At 35.7% G+C, this 16498-nt stretch carries 16 protein-coding genes and 1 tRNA gene; 12 read left to right on the top strand and 5 right to left on the bottom strand.

The genetic code is table 11. The features are described 5' to 3' along the window. Nucleotides 1-843: an SAM-dependent methyltransferase gene (locus F903_RS01600; RefSeq protein ID WP_005193996.1), complete on the top strand. Its 843-nt coding sequence runs from the start codon at nt 1-3 to the stop codon at nt 841-843. Between the two features lie 51 nt (nt 844-894). On the opposite strand, the gene F903_RS01595 is transcribed toward F903_RS01600, so the two are convergent. Beyond that, nucleotides 895-970 (bottom strand) — tRNA-Thr (locus F903_RS01595). Nucleotides 971-1596: 626 nt separating this feature from the next. Here F903_RS01595 and F903_RS01590 point away from each other — a divergent pair. From F903_RS01590 to F903_RS01575, 4 genes are all read left to right on the top strand, one after another. Further along, complete coding sequence (locus F903_RS01590) at nt 1597-3834, top strand: hypothetical protein (RefSeq protein WP_005193993.1); 2238 nt, start codon at nt 1597-1599, stop codon at nt 3832-3834. A 328-nt stretch (nt 3835-4162) separates the two neighbouring features. Next, nucleotides 4163-5086 (top strand): YagK/YfjJ domain-containing protein, encoded by a 924-nt coding sequence (locus F903_RS01585; protein ID WP_005193991.1) that lies wholly within the window; start codon nt 4163-4165, stop codon nt 5084-5086. Between the two features lie 183 nt (nt 5087-5269). Then, nucleotides 5270-5878, top strand: a complete 609-nt coding sequence (locus tag F903_RS01580; protein WP_005193990.1) for a hypothetical protein — start codon at nt 5270-5272, stop codon at nt 5876-5878. Between the two features lie 95 nt (nt 5879-5973). After that, entirely contained in the window at nt 5974-6981 is a 1008-nt protein-coding gene (locus F903_RS01575) for a DUF4917 family protein (protein ID WP_005193987.1), read from the top strand. 100 nt (nt 6982-7081) lie between these two features. On the opposite strand, the gene F903_RS01570 is transcribed toward F903_RS01575, so the two are convergent. From F903_RS01570 to F903_RS01555, 4 genes are all read right to left on the bottom strand, one after another. Continuing rightward, nucleotides 7082-7540, bottom strand: a complete 459-nt coding sequence (locus F903_RS01570) for a hypothetical protein (protein ID WP_034594669.1) — start codon at nt 7538-7540, stop codon at nt 7082-7084. A gap of 195 nt (nt 7541-7735) precedes the next feature. Next, nucleotides 7736-8260, bottom strand: a complete 525-nt coding sequence (locus F903_RS01565) for a hypothetical protein (RefSeq protein ID WP_005193981.1) — start codon at nt 8258-8260, stop codon at nt 7736-7738. 128 nt (nt 8261-8388) lie between these two features. Beyond that, a complete protein-coding gene (locus F903_RS01560) occupies nt 8389-8958 on the bottom strand; it encodes a hypothetical protein (RefSeq protein WP_005193980.1) in 570 nt (189 codons plus the stop codon). A gap of 49 nt (nt 8959-9007) precedes the next feature. Further along, nucleotides 9008-9424: a hypothetical protein gene (locus tag F903_RS01555; protein ID WP_005193979.1), complete on the bottom strand. Its 417-nt coding sequence runs from the start codon at nt 9422-9424 to the stop codon at nt 9008-9010. 684 nt (nt 9425-10108) lie between these two features. On the opposite strand from F903_RS01555, the gene F903_RS01550 reads away from it, so the two are divergent. The 7 genes from F903_RS01550 (at nt 10109) to F903_RS01520 (ending at nt 16496) form a co-directional block, all read left to right on the top strand. After that, a complete protein-coding gene (locus tag F903_RS01550; RefSeq protein WP_005193976.1) occupies nt 10109-10342 on the top strand; it encodes a hypothetical protein in 234 nt (77 codons plus the stop codon). A gap of 36 nt (nt 10343-10378) precedes the next feature. After that, nucleotides 10379-11428 (top strand): DUF932 domain-containing protein, encoded by a 1050-nt coding sequence (locus tag F903_RS01545; protein WP_005193975.1) that lies wholly within the window; start codon nt 10379-10381, stop codon nt 11426-11428. Between the two features lie 164 nt (nt 11429-11592). Continuing rightward, nucleotides 11593-12705, top strand: coding sequence for a YqaJ viral recombinase family nuclease (locus F903_RS01540; protein WP_005193974.1), 1113 nt, complete (start codon nt 11593-11595; stop codon nt 12703-12705). Between the two features lie 141 nt (nt 12706-12846). After that, entirely contained in the window at nt 12847-13737 is an 891-nt protein-coding gene (locus F903_RS01535; protein ID WP_005193973.1) for a recombination directionality factor, read from the top strand. A gap of 87 nt (nt 13738-13824) precedes the next feature. Continuing rightward, complete coding sequence (locus F903_RS01530) at nt 13825-14055, top strand: helix-turn-helix transcriptional regulator (protein ID WP_005193972.1); 231 nt, start codon at nt 13825-13827, stop codon at nt 14053-14055. 216 nt (nt 14056-14271) lie between these two features. Next, entirely contained in the window at nt 14272-15132 is an 861-nt protein-coding gene (locus F903_RS01525; protein ID WP_005193971.1) for a hypothetical protein, read from the top strand. Beyond that, entirely contained in the window at nt 15129-16496 is a 1368-nt protein-coding gene (locus tag F903_RS01520; RefSeq protein ID WP_005193969.1) for a hypothetical protein, read from the top strand. Before F903_RS01525 ends, F903_RS01520 begins: the two co-directional genes overlap by 4 nt. The last annotated feature ends 2 nt before the right edge of the window (nt 16497-16498 follow it).

Genomic DNA, 16498 nt, shown 5'->3' with positions numbered 1-16498 from the left:
ATGACCAACCACAAACAAGCGCTGTTCGAGAAAATCCTAGGGCATAAGTATGCGATTGATGCAAAACGCCTTGGTGATGACTCGCCGCTTGCTTGGAGTAATTTAGGGTATTGGCAAGCCCCACAGTCGGATTTACAGCAACATGATTATCCGCTGGCTTGCCAGACTTTAGCCGATCAAGTAGCAATCTCAGTCCAACTCAAAAAATCAGATCGTGTTTTAGATCTAGGTTGTGGGCAAGGGGCGAGTTTGTTGCATTGGCTTAATGAGTATGATGTGGAACAACTCAGTGCGGTTGAATTACAAACAACATGTATAGAACAAATTCAAAAAAACTTGCCGCAGGTTGAAAGCTATTGCCAATCTTTTTTGAATTTAAAACAACTGAATTTTTTAAATTCATTTGATGCGGTGGTTTGTATCGATGCAGCCTATCACAGTAATTTGAATTCATTTCTCAATTCTGCCACCTCAGTTTTAAATTCAAAAGGTCGAATCGCGTTTCATTATTTGATGTGGTCTGATGCTTGGCAGCATTGTCGTTATCTGCAAAAACAGCAATATCGTTATCTGCTAAAAAGTGCCGATGTGCAGTGGCAGCATTTGGTGAATGAGCAACAACTCGTACAGACCTTAGCACAGTATGGTTTGGGTGATATTGTTATTCAGGATTTTTCAGTGCCTGTTTTAGCTGGATTTGCTGAATATATTGAATTCAGCAGAACTGAAAAAAAAGCCTTTGATTTGGCTCAATTCAAAATAGGCATGACGGCCAAGTTATGTCGAAAACTCTATCAAGATGGTTTAGTACGTTATATTCAGATCAGCGCTGTTAAAAACTAGCGCATAAAAAAAGGCTTAAACTCATCGAGTTTAAGCCTTTTTTGAATTTGATGGTGCCGGCACACGGATTCGAACTGTGGACCTACTGATTACAAGTCAGTTGCTCTACCAACTGAGCTATGCCGGCAACGTGGCGTGAATTTTACCGAATTTGGGTAAAAAGACAAGCGAAAAAATGAACAAATGAATCTTGGCGAGAGAGGGAATAAACTTTTGAATTTAAGATTATGAAAATCAATAAAAATTAAAAATTATGTTTTTTATTTTACCCCCAGATTTACCCCCAACTGTATAAGGGTGCTTACTTAGCCACACAGCTATTGGCCTTACTATAACATGGAAGTTATATGATCTGATCAATTATAACCTAGCAGAGTCTACTGGTCTCGCTGAAAAAACTAATTGTCTTTTTGCAACCTCAAATTATCCTAAATTTGTATGACCTTCTCTTTTAATACTAAATATCTATTAAAGATATATTACGTATGCAACCTGACTTTTTGCTCAAATATTAACCACACCTAAATGATCAGTACCTATTCACTTTTGAAAGCTGCCAGTAAAAGTGTGGAGACCTTTCGAACAATTTATACATTTCTTCGCAGCTTAATTGTGATTGCTAAATAGTAGCTACTAATTATTATATGAAAATCACAGTGATTTTTAAGTAAAATCACTGTGATTAATAGGAAATTATAATGTAGTATTGAGTTAAATAAATCTTTGCTATGAAAGCATTTGAATGGAATTTATATGGATTTTCAAGAAAAAATTTCAAATGATAATTTTTTTAAACTTATGAAACATCGAATTCCTTCATCCTCTTCAAGGCCTACTAGCTCTGCTTTCGGGGAAGGTATTATTTTTAAAGAAACAATAGATGCTTTAAGGCTGTTCGAGAAATTTGCCTTAGAGATTAAAGAGGGTGTATGGGAAGAGGATTCAATTTCGTTAAAATTAGAAAATCCAGAAAATAAGAAGCAGTATGATGAGCTTTTATATGCATTTAATGACTTACGATTGAATCAATATTTATTACCACATCCAGAGATGTTCAATCATTTATTTTTCCAAAGTGTATATAAGGCATATAAGCTAATTGACCAGCTACCAAAAGTCGATCTAAAAAAGAGTGTATTACCGATCATCCCTTATGTTCGGGATAAAATCGATAAAGGAATTCAAAGACAGTTTGAGTTAGAGAAAAACGCATCTAATGATCTCAGTCAACAGACGGAGGCTTTTGATAATTTATTACGAAGACATAAGTCTGTTTATGTGTTGGTATTAGATATTTATATTGAGAGCTTCTTCAAATCATTATTAGTTTCAGCTGTTGAATTTCAAGAAATCAAAAGACGCCAAATTGAACAGTTACATATAATTTTGGCTCAGCTTGCTCCTCTACATGGGATCACTAAGATCGAGACTCATTTCAAAGATGGATTGAATTTACATTGTATTTTGATGCTTAAGCCTACAAAGGACTTCTCCGAGAAAAATACAATTGAAGTGTTAAAGCAAAAAATTCAGCATGATATGGGAGGGTTACATGTAGATATTAGGAACTGGAATACGGTTATTGAAAAAATTTATTCTAAAATTGCAGTAGGTCTCATTAAAAAATCACAAACTAAAAATATCGAGGCATTCAAATACTGGATACTAAGTTTTTTTTATATCCTTGATTTACATATCAAACCCTATTTGCCTGATGAATTAAAAAACTATTTGGTTGTTAATGGTTATCTCGATTATTACATCAATACAGTTAAGGAGCAGAGAGAGAAGCAGCAAAGTTACATGATCGAAAAAAGCCAATTAAATGCATTAAAAAAACTTTCAAAAGCTTTGCCGAAGGTTTGTATACCACCTATTTCTGATAAAGCTCAAAAAACTATATGGGCTACACGCCATTTACCTAAAACAAGTCAGGGCTACATAGATGCGATTAGCCATTACTATCAAGAGATTGAATCTGATGAAAAAAAGCGTCAATTAATAATACGTATCGAGGTTTTCATTGAGACCTTAGTAACATCACGTTTTGAGGCATTTGATCTCAGTGTATCTCCAGACCAAGAACAACTTACATGGCAAATTTTAAATCGAGCTATAACTCGTCTTGGGCAACAATTGATAGAGTTAGCTCAGGTTCAGATTGTTGATTTGGATCACCCTCGGTATACACTTTTAGCTCAAGTATTCAATGCTGCAAGCTTTAGAAATATAAATCAACAGCTCATAGGCCCTTATATCAATAGAAAAACTATTGAACAGGTTAATGAGATGATTACCAAATTACGGCAGCTATATATAACGCCATTTGAAAGTCTGGATAAAAAATCTATTTTGGCGATAAAAACTCAAGCCTATAAAAAATATAAAAAACGACTAGATACTGCCATAGCATTGTTTCAACATTTAATGAAACAGGATTGCCGAATTTTTAGGGTAACAATTGAGGTGTTCCTTGAATTTGAACATATTCCTCTAGAAAAATTAACTCTTATATGGACGGCATTTTTACATCATGCACAACGATCAAAGCCCTTATTCTGGAAAACTGGTTATTTGGGATTATGGCGTCTGAATGACGAACAACATTTCTATGCTGATGTGTTCATTGTGTTTGATGAGCGTGTATTTACCTCAGAAGACTTGGTAATTCAACAGTTAAATGATCAATGGAGCGTCTTTATAAAGAACAAAGCTTCTTCAAAATTAGGACTTAAAGAAAGTCAAAAGATGAAAAGTTATAGAATACAAGGTAAATCAATTATGGCGGAAAACGTAGAGTATTCATCAAATAGTTTATTGATAGATTCAACCAATAGTCAAAGAAAATCTGAAGTTATACAAAAAATTATACCTACTTTTTTAAGTCGTAGTATTTTTGAAGAAGGCTTTTTAGAAAGTTTTAAAGAAACAAATACTGGAATTTTGATGAAAAGTAGTATTGCTGTTGCGAAGAAAAAGAAGATTAAATAACATAAATCCTCAAGCTCATCTTTAGCCAGACATAAGTGTGTAAATTAATGAAAGCGTAACTTTAGCTTTAAATTTCATTAAATACTTATATGATTATGGGAATGCATACAATTAAAGTTCCCGTGTACTACAGTCTTTTAATTCATAAAGTTTACTGGGTTATTAATATAATAAATATATCTCTTTAATATTTTAGTTAGCATTGCTCTATTGATTTTAGTTCATAATTGATTGTGGATAATAAACTCATTACATGGCAGAAGAAAATTATGTAAAATTTAAATAGCTTCCTAGTTATATGTACTTCAACACAAACTAGGAAAAATCAATGAATAAATCTATTCCTACTCTTAATGAATCTAAAGTATTAGTTGAGATAGAAAAATTCATTATCTCTATGTCGTATGAGAGCTATACTGAGCCAGGTTTTAAAGATGGTTTAATGGAATTCATTCCTCAATTTAAGGCAATTTATAAATCCCACTTAAAATATGCTCAAGGTATTGAGACCTTTCATTTTTTGATGAAAGCTATTGATGAAATGTTGAATGGTCAACCTATTTCTGCTGTAAGGCATCTTACTCATAGACAAATAGCTTTATTGTTAGAGCATTTAAGAGAGGGTAAGTTGAATATTGCACTTGAGATCATCCAATTAAAGGCTCAAGAAAAACGTAATCAGCGTAGTCTTCGTGAATATCTACAAAAACTAACTCAGCATTACGCCAAACTATTATTCATTCGTATAGATTTGAGTATCGAGCTAAAACATCAGCATGCTGTAGATATTGAGCAGTTTAATGCCTATCTACGCACTTTTATAAATAGAGTGCAGAATCAAGATACTTGCTTTAAAGGTCTACAAGGTTACGCATGGGCTTTAGAGCATGGGGCGCAGAAGGGTTATCACTGTCATCTTCTACTAATCTACGATGGTCATAAACATCAAAAAGATTTTGGGATGGCTATACAAGTTGGGCAGTGTTGGAGTGAGATTACGGCTAATAAAGGCTATTACTTTATCTCTAATTCTCCAGAGTACAAAGAGCAATTTCAAAAAAAGGGAAAATTGGGTATTGGTATGATTCATAGGAATAAGCCTGAGCAAATTCAGAACGCAATCAATGCAGCTATGTATTTGGTGAATCCTGAGAAAGATAACCAACATCTTCGAGCTAGAATTAAGGATATACGTAGCTTTGGTAAAGGACAGTATAAGATCAATAAGCGTAGGAAAGTTAAAGCTGAATAAAAGAACTTGATAAGAAAGATGTGTAATGTATTAGAGCATTGCACATCCTATGTAATATTAATAAATCTAATGAATGTACATGCTGTAAGTTAATATTTGAATTTAGATAAGAAGAAATTTAAGCAAGCATAGGTTAAATAATCTCAAAGTGATATAGAATGTATTGCTTTTAGGATATGAAAGATGAGTAATTGGTTTGAAGATAACCCTTTAAAATCAATAATAGGTCATACAGTATTGGTAATGACATTTACATGGGGGATTTCAACATTTGTTTTAGAAGATAGAAAACTTTCAGATGTTAAAAGTCAGTTAGAAACACAAAAAAGTGTTACAGAAGAATATAAAGTGAAAGTTGAGATTCTACAAAAAGATATTGAAAAGTTACAGGCTGAAAACAGTGAGTATAAATTATGGTTGGAAAAAGAGGGGAAAGTAGTACCTTCGATTATTGTATCTAAAAATTTACAGATGCAAGAAGAGATAAAAAACTTAAGGTCTATGTTAAAAGATAGCGCTATGGGGGTGGAGTATAAGCATAATTTAAGTGTTGGTACTGCTTATATAGATAATGGGTTAGATATTAGTATGACCTTGGATAAGGTTTTTTATGGGAATAAAGCATCAATATATATTAGGTTTCCAGATAGTAATGAAAATGTTAAATATGAAAACATTAAAGCTGGGGATGTTAAAATTTTTAAAAAAGATAATAAAAAGCATAAAATAACTTTTACAAAAGTATTATTTATACAAGATTTGGTGGAATTTACTATTGATTCTAGTAATTAAAATACTTGATATAGAGCTGTCATTTTAAAAAATGATGATTTTGTGTTATTTTGTTGTATCATGGTAGTTGGTTTAATTGATTTTGATTAACTACTATGATTCTAAGTTGGCAAGAAATTCTAAGTAAAGAATATGTTTGGGATAACCTATTGTTGGGTAATGGGTTTAGCTGTAATATTTGGGGGAGTTACTCTTACACTTCACTTTTAAGCTTTTCTAAAGAGTATGGCGTTGAACCTATTTTAAAAAAAGCAGTTGTAAAAATATTTGATGATTTAAAGACTACTAACTTTGAAGAGGTATTGAAAGCTTTACTAACTACTGCCATAGTAAAGGATTCTTTAGGGGAGGATATTACTGAAATATTGGATTTATATGATAATTTAAGAAAAAATCTTTTTAATACAGTGCATGCAACACATATCCCTTTTTCGAATCTGAATATAGAATTTATTGGAAAAGAATTAATTAATTTTAGAAAAGTATTTACAACCTGTTATGACTTGATTCCTTATTGGAGTGTATACAATACAATTTCACTTAACAAACAAGTCGATTTTTTTTGGAATAAAAATACATTTAATTCTAGAGATGTAGGTATTTATTATCCAGCTAGGGTAACAGCATTCTATTATTTGCATGGCGCATTACACCTCCAAACTAACCTTACATTAGAGGTTAATAAAATACTAGGTGCCTCAAGTGGTTTGCCAGAGATAGATAGCTATAAGTTTTCAGAGTTAAGTACTCTTTTACCATTGTTTATCACTGAAGGAACCAGTGAATATAAACTGAGAAAAATAGAATCAAATAGCTATTTAAATTTTTGTTATAAAGAATTGTCTAAAGTCAAAGATGGCTTAGTTGTGATAGGTCAAGGTCTTGATCCAATATATGATCAACATTTAGTTGATGCTATTCTTCAAAATGAAAATTTAAAATATGTGGCAATATCTATTTATTCTGGTTTGTCTCTATACGAAAAGGAGAAAGCTGTTAAGTTTTTTGAAGCACGTTTATTTAGAAAAACAGGTGGATTAGAATTGTTTTTCTTTGATTCGGAAACTCACCCCTTGTGTTCAAGGGAAATACGGTCAAAATAGTTTATTAAAAAGATTTATTTAATGTATTGATTTAGATGTATATTTATATATAAAAGTAAGAGAGAACCTCTGTGGACTCTCTTACTTAATTGCTAGTAAACTAACAGTAGGTTTCAGTACATAAATCTCTTGATTGTGAGTCTAGATCTAATATAATCCAGTGTACAGCTATTGCAACAAGGTAGCTTGTAAACCCCACGATTGCAAAAAAAGCTATATTATTTATTTGTCCAAAAATTAAATTTGCCAATAACATTGCGGTACAAAAACCTACAAATGCATAAATGGATTTCACTAAAAATTTTGAAAAGAAGACACATAAATCAATAACAAGAGGATTTAATTTTAAATCACCAGCGACATTTACTAAAAGTGTAAATATAGGGATAAAAAATATTGTTTCCCAGTAGCTTATTGATACTGCTAAGTTAAATAAAAATTCTAAAAGATTTGTATATCCAGTTTTTAATGCAATAGCTAATAAAAGCCCGCTAATAGCGATGAGCCATAGTGAGCGTTTATGCTCTGCCGATCTAAAAATTTCTCTAAATCTATCCAATTGACTTGCTTCACATATTTAAAAACAAGATTAATAATTAAACGATTTGTTAGTGTTTTTCAAGATCTTGTACATAAGTTTGAATACTTAATCGTTCTAGAGCGAGCACGATCTAAACAATTTGAGAGTTGAGAGCTTTTATATGATTATTTGCATAGGATATTGACTATTAATCGGGGGCTATGGTTATTTCATTTAGTCAACTTGATAAGTATCAGTACCTCTAATGGTACTGATACTGATTTCACGAATATATTCCACTTTACAACGTGGATAAGCTAAAGCCACTGAGCCATAGCGCATATTCTGGTAATCGTACATGCGTGTGATACCACAGTTTCCACGATTGATTTGAATGCCAGTAATGGTAGTGGGTTGGTCATTGAGTGAAATGATGTCAACTTTATCGATATAGCCTGTCATTGAACCTATCGATTCTGCACGATACACGCGGATATCAAATTGTTCTTGAGGTTGCTCGTGAGTTAAAGCTTCAATCATCTCATCGGACTCTGGGCTTAGCTCTGGTTCTGTTGATATTGGTATTTCATCATTTTGTGTTTGTTCACTTAAATCCGTTTGCATGATTTTCTGAGTATCTGGATCAAGTTCAGATACTTCAGTTTGAGCTGGTTTTTTTGCCGTATCTTGTGCAGGACTACAAGCAGTCAGCATCGCGATTGAAAAGATAAAAGGGAGCATGAGTTTAGTGAATGACATGCTTTACTCCTAGAAATGCTCCTCTGTTCTTACTCATTTGGATTTTTGAATATTTTGCGCTGATTCAATAAGAGGGTGAGCTTAAACAGAGGATAGGGTATTAATGGGTTGTGTTTTTTTTAAAGCAATCATTCCTCGACGATGGCTTGATAAGTAAGCTTGCCATGCGTGGTATACAGATAAACTTCTTTGATTTCTTCGGCAGTACAGCCCTTTAAAACAAGTTTAAATATAGCCCCGTAATAGGACACACTTGGAAATTTAGTTGTATAAGGCTCTACACCAACGACTTTACAGTTTGGGTTGTCCATTTCGACTTTATCAATAACATCGTTCACTTCAGAGACCACTTTCAAACGAGTAGTGTCATAAATGGTTTGTGTGACCACAATAAAGTTTGGAGGAGAACCAATAGGACGGAACTTAACTTCCAAAGCCTCACTCGGTAGCAGTTCACGCTTAAGTTGAGGTGGGGGAATATCAGTATTATCCGCATCTGTATAAATACTGTCTGGATCATAACGATCATGGGCAATGGCAGCAGCTTCGGCTTCCTGCTCTTTCAGTTGCTGCTTGGAATCATCTTGGGTAGGAGTATTGGTTGATTCGCTAGTAATATCTGGCGAGGACGGTTCAGGTGTCTTATTGCAGCCTATTAGAGTCGCTAAAATGACAGCCGTAATGAAGATCTGTTTCATGACAGAATTTCCTTTTAATTCGAGAATGGAAGGTACAAAGATTGCTTGGTTACTGAGAACCAAACTGGGTACGTTGGACGTACTTCAGAACAGCTATACCTTTGATGTACAACCATCTGTCATTAATATTCTCGGCATGATAATCAAAGACCTGATAAGCAAAGTCATCAATATCAATTAACTTCTGTTCCTTTAAATCCTTACCTTCTCGAATAAGGGCATTCAGATCACCGCTATAGATGTAATAACGTAATCGATCATCTTTAGGAATAATTTGCCATTCTCTGCTAATCGCGACGAAGGCATTGCAATTTACATTGCCTTCGCAACGTTTAATTGTTGGAGCTGAGGAAGGCTCATTAATGAGTGACATGACTTTATTCATATCAGCATGACAAAGTGAGGTGATGGATAAGCAGGCTGTGACAGCACTGCATTGTAAAAATGCTTTGATTCGGTTGTTCATAAAAATTAAATCCTGATTATTGTTGTTTATTGATTTTTAGGACGACGTGCAGACAGACAGCATTGCTACATTTCAGGCATGGCAGTACATCAATGACTTAATTTCATTGAAGAATTAGAAAAGTAAATGCCTGGTCAGCGACAAAGGTGTTGTGATGCAGATCGTTTTAGTCTGTTAAATGACCTGTCGTATGTGGCGACGAGCCATAATAAGAAGGTAAGGGCGAAGGATATTTAGAAATATAAAAAACAGTCATGATTGACTCCTTGGAATTAAGAAGTTCTACCGCATCACTGCTAAATAATGGTGGCAGAACGAAAAGGGGTTAGCAGACTGGGATCCAAGGAACCAGCACACCCGGAGGTGTCCCCCTTCCGTCCTACCATAAAGAAAAAAGGGGGACGAGAGAGTTCCCAAAAAATAGTCGAAACTATTTTTTGTCCGGATCAACGGTCTGCTAAAACCGACTGACGATGTAGGTCAGCAAGCTCATAATAATCATAACGATTTCATAGGTCAATTCGATTTGTCCTGATGTTTTGTACAACTCAGTAAAAAATGAACAAGCATATGATTCCAAATTATTTCAAATACATATTACTGAAATGAAGTAACGCCAAGCAGTGTCCTAATAAGGTCTGCAATGGCGTTTTAAACAGTCATTTCAAACATTGGAGAAACACCATGTCGTATCTGGATAACGAGGAAGAAATTTATAACCCGCGCTTTCGTGAAGCCCAACCTTTGCAACTGAGCCTTGCCAGTGCGCCCACCACTCTGGCCGTGCTAGGCATGAGCTTAGCTAAGTCGATGGGTTTCTCACCGCTGATTGGTGGGGTTGCTGGTGCTGCTTTGGGTGGCGTGATTTTAGTGCTGGCAGATCAAACCCGATCCAACATCAGCACAGCTAAATACTGAGCACGCATTTAACAATAGCATTAAAGGACATATCTTATGGCACATTTAGTTGAAACAATGGCATTCACAGGACAAACCCCTTGGCATGGCCTAGGCAATCAACTCACACCAAATCAACCCCTACACGTTTGGGCACAGCAGGCAGGGATGGACTGGCAGATTGAATCATCAGATGTCAGTTATATGGCACAGAACCATAGAGGACAAAACATCATTATGCCCTTTGAAGAGCAGCGCGTTTTATACCGTTCCGATACCCATGCACCGTTATCTGTGGTGAGCCAGCGCTTTCAAGAAGTCCAGCCGATGGAAATTCTGGAGTTCTATCGAGACCTGACTGAACAATCTGGCTTTGAGTTAGAAACCGCAGGCGTGCTCAAAGGTGGCAAGAAATTCTGGGCGTTGGCGAAGACTGGACAGAGCGCAGCACTTAAGGGTAAGGATGTCAGTAATGGCTACATTTTATTGGCAACCGCGTGTGATGGAACTCTGGCAACTACCGCCCAATTCACCAGTATCCGTGTGGTATGTAATAACACCTTGGCAATCGCTTTACGTGGTCAGCAAGGGAGTGCAGGCGTCGTCAAAGTTCCGCACAGCATTCGATTCGATGCTGAGAAAGTCAAACAGCAACTTGGTATCTCAGTTCGTGCGTGGGATGAACACATGTATGAAATGAAGCAACTCAGTCAGCGTAAGGTGACTCAACAAGAAGCAGCCGCTTACTTTGATGCTGTATTTAACAATACCAGTCTGAGTATGGCAGAACAGGATGAAAGCATCATTCAGTTTTATCGAAATGCAGCGATGCCTAAGCAATCTCAGCCATCCAGATCAGACAATAAAACTGAACCGAATGGACGAGCCATGTCTAAAGTGATGACCATGTTTAACGGACATGGGCGTGGAGCAGAACTCAGTTCAGCCAAAGATACAGCCTATGGCTTGCTTTGCTCAATCACCGAGTTCTGTGATCATGAACGTCGGGCTATGAGTACGGATCACCGACTCGACTCAGCTTGGTTTGGGGCAGGTGCAGCGATTAAACAGCGAGGTTTGGAACAAGCTTTAAGAATGGTGGTTTAAACAGACCCATTATTTCTTCAGCTTTATTTAAGCTCTCTATTTTAATTTAACTTTTAGGTAAAACATCAAGCAGCAAAACCCTTTTCGCCACGTCACCCCCGACGTGGCTTTTTTTATGCCCGAAATTCAGCTTTTACGATTTTACCAATATAGGAATATTTATTATGAATAGCCATACTCATATTCAGAACACTTTAAATCATCCACCCTTACAACCGTATCCCATCAAGATTGAAACTGAGCATAAGGTTGAGGTGGGCACACGAACCAAGAAAACGCCAAAGAAAACCAGTCAACTGCCCGCAGCTAAACGTCTTGCCAACACCAAAAAGCTGAATTACCAACAATGGCTAGAAGTCAGAAAACAGGGCATTGGCAGTAGTGATGCAGCAACGGCCTGTGGACTCAATCCCTATATGTCGATGTTGGAACTGTGGATGATCAAGACAGGTCGGATGCAGCAAAGCATTGAGGACGAAAGTGCAGGCCATGCACCGTTATATTGGGGCAAGCAGTTGGAACCTCTGGTGGCGCAATACTACAGCATGCATACCAATCACAAAGTCCGTCGCGTCAATGCAGTGCTACAGCACCCAGATGAAGACAAACACTTTATGTTGGCTAACTTGGACTATGCCGTTGTGGGCAATGAGGAAGTTCAAATCTTAGAGTGCAAAACAGTAGGGGAATATGGTTCAAAACTCTGGCGAGATGGTGTGCCGCTTTATGTGCTCTGCCAAGTACAACATCAGTTAGCCGTGACAGGCAAACAGGCAGCGCATATCTGTGCCTTGATCTGTGGACATGAAACCCGAATCTTTAAAGTGACGCGTAGTGAAACGGTGATTAAATACATTGTGGATGCAGAGCGTTACTTCTGGGAATGTGTGGAAAAAGATGTTCCGCCTGATGTGGATGCCAGTGAATCAGCAGCCAAAGCACTACAACTTTTATATCCAGTCCACACACCACTCAGCACTACCGATCTATCTGAGGATGTCACAGCCAATCAGTGCTTTGAGCAATTACTGCAACAACGTCATTTGCTGGAGCAACACCAGAGCAGTTTTGATCAGTTGAAGCATCAAATCCAAATCAAGATGCAGGACTCAGAACGAGCCATATTTAAGGCGGGTTCAGTTACGTGGAAGAAATCTAAAGATTCGGTCAGCTTAGACAGTAAAGCCTTACTTCTACAGCATCCCGAGTTTCTGCAACAGTTCCCACAAACCAAAGCTGGAACAAGGCGCTTTCAGATTTATCCAAATGGTGGGTAAAGCAGATATTACCGACATCAACAATTCATTCTAACTCAACCAACCCGATCCCATACCTCAATAGGAATGGGATTTTTTATACCCAAAATTTATTTATCCAAATTTAAACGCCATTTCAACATCTATATAGAGGACAGCATCATGATTAAAGGTTTAGTAATTACTCCACCCGTTTTAGGTCGTATCAGCATTGGTAAAATTGTAGAAAAGAATGGAAAACGTCTGCCTGAAAAAGATGATCAATTTACCATTACCAGCCAAATCCAAAATAAGGATGGATGGGTCAAACATCCACTGGATGAGCAACTGCGAGCTAAAGCACCGAATCAAAACCAAAAGTTGAGAAGTATTCCAGTCCGTATGATCTTTAATGATCCTGAATTGAATTTACGAGCAGAGTACAGCCTATTTGATCGTCAAACAGGACGTTTGATTTGCTCAGGTAATGGAGAAATCTGTCAGCGACTTGGGCAAAATGGCATTGAACAACACCCATGCCCATCACCTGATTTATGCTCTTTAGCACAAGGTGGGCAGTGCAAGCCTTATAGCAGACTCTACGTCAATTTGGATGAGTCTGATGAGTTGGGTACTTTCATCTTTAGAACCTCAGGCTTTAACAGCATCCGAACTTTGGCAGCACGACTACGTTACTACCATGCAGCTTCAGGTGATTTACTTTCGTGTTTGCCATTGCAACTGACTTTAAGAGGTAAAAGCACAACGCAAAGTTATCGTACTCCGATCTACTACGTGGATCTGACTTTACGTGATGGAGTCAATCTGCAAGATGCGATTATTTCAGCCAAGCAGATTGATGAGCAAAGCAAAGCGGCAGGATTTTATCAGGAGGCTTTAGATCATGTGGCAAGGCAAGGTTATGGCAACGCTAATTTTGAGGTGGGAGGTGAGGAGGGCTTAGATATTGTTGAAGAGTTTTATACGGATGAAGCAAATTCAGTGCAACATCAACAGACCCATGTTCAAGACATTCAGAAAGGATTACAACAGTCAGTACAAGCTTTGAATTGACTGAAATGGGATTCAAGTTTTTTATTACAGCAGTCCCAATCATTTGAGCGAATTTCCGCTCGCTTCAGATGATTAGGAGAAAACATCATGAATGCGTTCACAGGTCAAACTTTTCAGATGAATCAAATCATTAACATCAAGCATGTTGTTGAATTTACTGCTCTGAGCAAATCAAAAATTTATGAGATGATCAATAAGAAATCAAAGTATTATGATCCAACATTTCCCCAGCCTATACGTTTAACAGAGATGCGTATTGGTTGGTCTGCTTGGGAGATCCATCAGTGGATTGAGTCAAAGATGGAAGAGCGAGAGTAATGGGGGCTTTTGCTCCCTTATTTTTGAATTAAAATATTCTTTTGATCATTTTTTATAATCATACATATTAAGGGTGCATTTAAGTAAAATTTCTATAGATTGATAGGCAGGTTAATCTATTTTTAGGAAATGTAGAGTTTTATTAATAGTAAGTGGTAAAAATAACTGCTATAAATAGATTAATTTAAAAGAAGGATTTAAATAAGATTACTTAGTATGGATTTGAATAAGTTTCCAAAGCAATACCAGCTTCTCTATGCATTATCAAAAAGCTTATTTATAGATAGAGAGTTCAAATGTGTTGCAATTATCTCAAAGACTCCATATTTAACAGCTCTTGCTGCATGCCATGGTGCTAAAGTAAAAATCCTCCCACCGTATGAGCGAGGTACTTGCCTTTTGCTACCTAAGCAAGATGAGCCTAATAAATATATTCATGCTGTTATAGAGGGAACAGTTAATTTTTCAGGAAATCAGGACTTTTATTGGTACAGATATCGTAAGGTCCGTTCAAATTCAAAATGTGATCCAGGACGTGAAGCAAAACCATGCTCGGAAATTGAACAGTTTGGAAAACTATTTCCACACAAAACACCTGAAAATTGGTTAGGTAAACGGGACATAACTTTTGATGAGGTGCAACACTTAACTAATTCAGCTTATCCTGTGCTTATTGGCCATGATGCAAAAGCTAAACTCGATTATTGGAAGAAAATTCCTCTAGGTATACCAAATATGCCTAAATTAAATATGGAATATTTACTAAATTTATCAGCCTCAGGCGGTAAGTTTTCGGACATTAATACCTTTTCACCTAGAAGTTTTAATTCAAAAAAATTTGAAAGTCAGATCTGGGTTAATGATGTACCTGAAAGTATTAGATTAGGACGTTTTATGATCATAATTTCTCCTACTCATAATCGTTATCAAGATTTAATTTCACAGGTAAATAATATTTATGCTAATAACCGACTTACATCAGTAGAACCCCAAAGTATTCCCACAAATTTAATAGAGCTTGGTATTAAAAATAGAGCATTGTCTGTTGTTGCTTTAATGAGAGATTCCGCTTTATGAATTCTTTTTTCCAAAATTTTGAAAACTCTACCATTGTTTCAATACCATACAAGCATGATCCGATTATTTTTTTTATGAATTCAGTAAAACGTTTGCAGGCTATGTCTAGTGGTGAGGAGCAAATTTCTTTTGTATTGAACCAATGTTTCCAATTATTAAATAAGTTCATTTCCGCAAGAAAAATTATTGAAGATGATATAACAAAGACTCGTAAAGCATGTGAGACACTTAAGTACTATCGTTCAGAAATTAGAAATGCTGCTAAGGATATCTTTGGTTCAATAAGATTTATTGATATTAATAACATAATCATAGAAACGTTGGAAAATATTATTTTAAATAATAATAGTGAAATGTATGGTCTTTTAGTTGAATCGAGTGATCAATGGGATTTTATGTTTGAAATTATTCAGAAAAATGGTTTACATGAATTTGTAAAGCCAGTTTTTACAAAAACTGCTAGAGAGCAATATTTTGATATACCTATCATTACTTTTCTTCCTGCTAATTGGATATCGGGGTTAGTAACTCTTCCTCCTTCTGAAAAATTTATTTTAATTCATCCAGAAAATACATTTATCAATGGCTTCAATGCTTCAATATTTAAAGCTCCGAATGATCAGTCTTTAGAAGTTACTACAGATAATCTTAAATTAAAAAGAAGTGAATTAATATCAGTTAAACCTAGCCAAGATTTTTATTCAAAATTTTCAGCTTCTTTCTGCGATGAGATGATTATTAACTCTGATATATCATTGCTCAATAGTTGTGAACAGCCACTTTTTATAATGGAAGTATTTGATAGTAAAAGAGAATTAAGGTATATAGAATGTAATAAAGAATACCTTGTAATCGATGAAGATGGAAAAATTAAATATTCAAGTTTTGAAAATAGCGATCAGATCCAAAATATAAAATACATAGTAGATCGAATTGATACATCCTGCTTGACGTCAGAAGATTTAAAGCGTAAGCAAAATCTAATAATGGAAAAATGGAAAAAACCTTTAAGGGATCACCCTCATATTGATGGTCTTATAAAAGAATTAGAAATGTTGGGGGCAAAGAAAGCTAGTATTGTAAATATCAAGAATTGGTATAACCCGAACAACATTGCGCCTGGTAATTTTGAGGACTATAAGTCTGTATTATCTTTTGCAGGAGTTAGAGATAAGCAGGAAGTAGAGAAATTCTTTGAGTTAGCAAGAAGACGAAGAGGTGATTCTATAAGTGAAGGACATGAAAAAAAAATTATTGGTTTAGAGATTGTAAGAGAGTTCTTGGAAAGCTTGAAATGTAATACTTCACTAAAATCTGAGTATCAAATTCAAGGTATTAAATTTTCACTTATAGCTTTAGGATAATA

The sequence above is a fragment of the Acinetobacter sp. NIPH 298 genome, from assembly GCF_000369505.1.
Lineage (GTDB): Bacteria > Pseudomonadota > Gammaproteobacteria > Pseudomonadales > Moraxellaceae > Acinetobacter.
The sequence above is the reverse complement of the archived record's forward strand: the minus strand, read 5'-3'. Positions and strand labels throughout refer to the sequence as shown.

Excerpts from the sequence above, each read along its gene's own strand:
- F903_RS01560 (WP_005193980.1), bottom strand. The coding sequence starts at position 8,958 with ATGAAACAGATCTTCATTACGGCTGTCATTTTAGCGACTCTAATAGGC.
- F903_RS01520 (WP_005193969.1), top strand. The coding sequence starts at position 15,129 with ATGAATTCTTTTTTCCAAAATTTTGAAAACTCTACCATTGTTTCAATA.
- F903_RS01540 (WP_005193974.1), top strand. The coding sequence starts at position 11,593 with ATGAATAGCCATACTCATATTCAGAACACTTTAAATCATCCACCCTTA.
- F903_RS01545 (WP_005193975.1), top strand. The coding sequence starts at position 10,379 with ATGGCACATTTAGTTGAAACAATGGCATTCACAGGACAAACCCCTTGG.
- F903_RS01525 (WP_005193971.1), top strand. The coding sequence starts at position 14,272 with ATGGATTTGAATAAGTTTCCAAAGCAATACCAGCTTCTCTATGCATTA.
- F903_RS01590 (WP_005193993.1), top strand. The coding sequence starts at position 1,597 with ATGGATTTTCAAGAAAAAATTTCAAATGATAATTTTTTTAAACTTATG.
- F903_RS01585 (WP_005193991.1), top strand. The coding sequence starts at position 4,163 with ATGAATAAATCTATTCCTACTCTTAATGAATCTAAAGTATTAGTTGAG.
- F903_RS01535 (WP_005193973.1), top strand. The coding sequence starts at position 12,847 with ATGATTAAAGGTTTAGTAATTACTCCACCCGTTTTAGGTCGTATCAGC.
- F903_RS01600 (WP_005193996.1), top strand. The coding sequence starts at position 1 with ATGACCAACCACAAACAAGCGCTGTTCGAGAAAATCCTAGGGCATAAG.
- F903_RS01550 (WP_005193976.1), top strand. The coding sequence starts at position 10,109 with ATGTCGTATCTGGATAACGAGGAAGAAATTTATAACCCGCGCTTTCGT.
- F903_RS01530 (WP_005193972.1), top strand. The coding sequence starts at position 13,825 with ATGAATGCGTTCACAGGTCAAACTTTTCAGATGAATCAAATCATTAAC.
- F903_RS01580 (WP_005193990.1), top strand. The coding sequence starts at position 5,270 with ATGAGTAATTGGTTTGAAGATAACCCTTTAAAATCAATAATAGGTCAT.
- F903_RS01565 (WP_005193981.1), bottom strand. The coding sequence starts at position 8,260 with ATGTCATTCACTAAACTCATGCTCCCTTTTATCTTTTCAATCGCGATG.
- F903_RS01575 (WP_005193987.1), top strand. The coding sequence starts at position 5,974 with ATGATTCTAAGTTGGCAAGAAATTCTAAGTAAAGAATATGTTTGGGAT.
- F903_RS01555 (WP_005193979.1), bottom strand. The coding sequence starts at position 9,424 with ATGAACAACCGAATCAAAGCATTTTTACAATGCAGTGCTGTCACAGCC.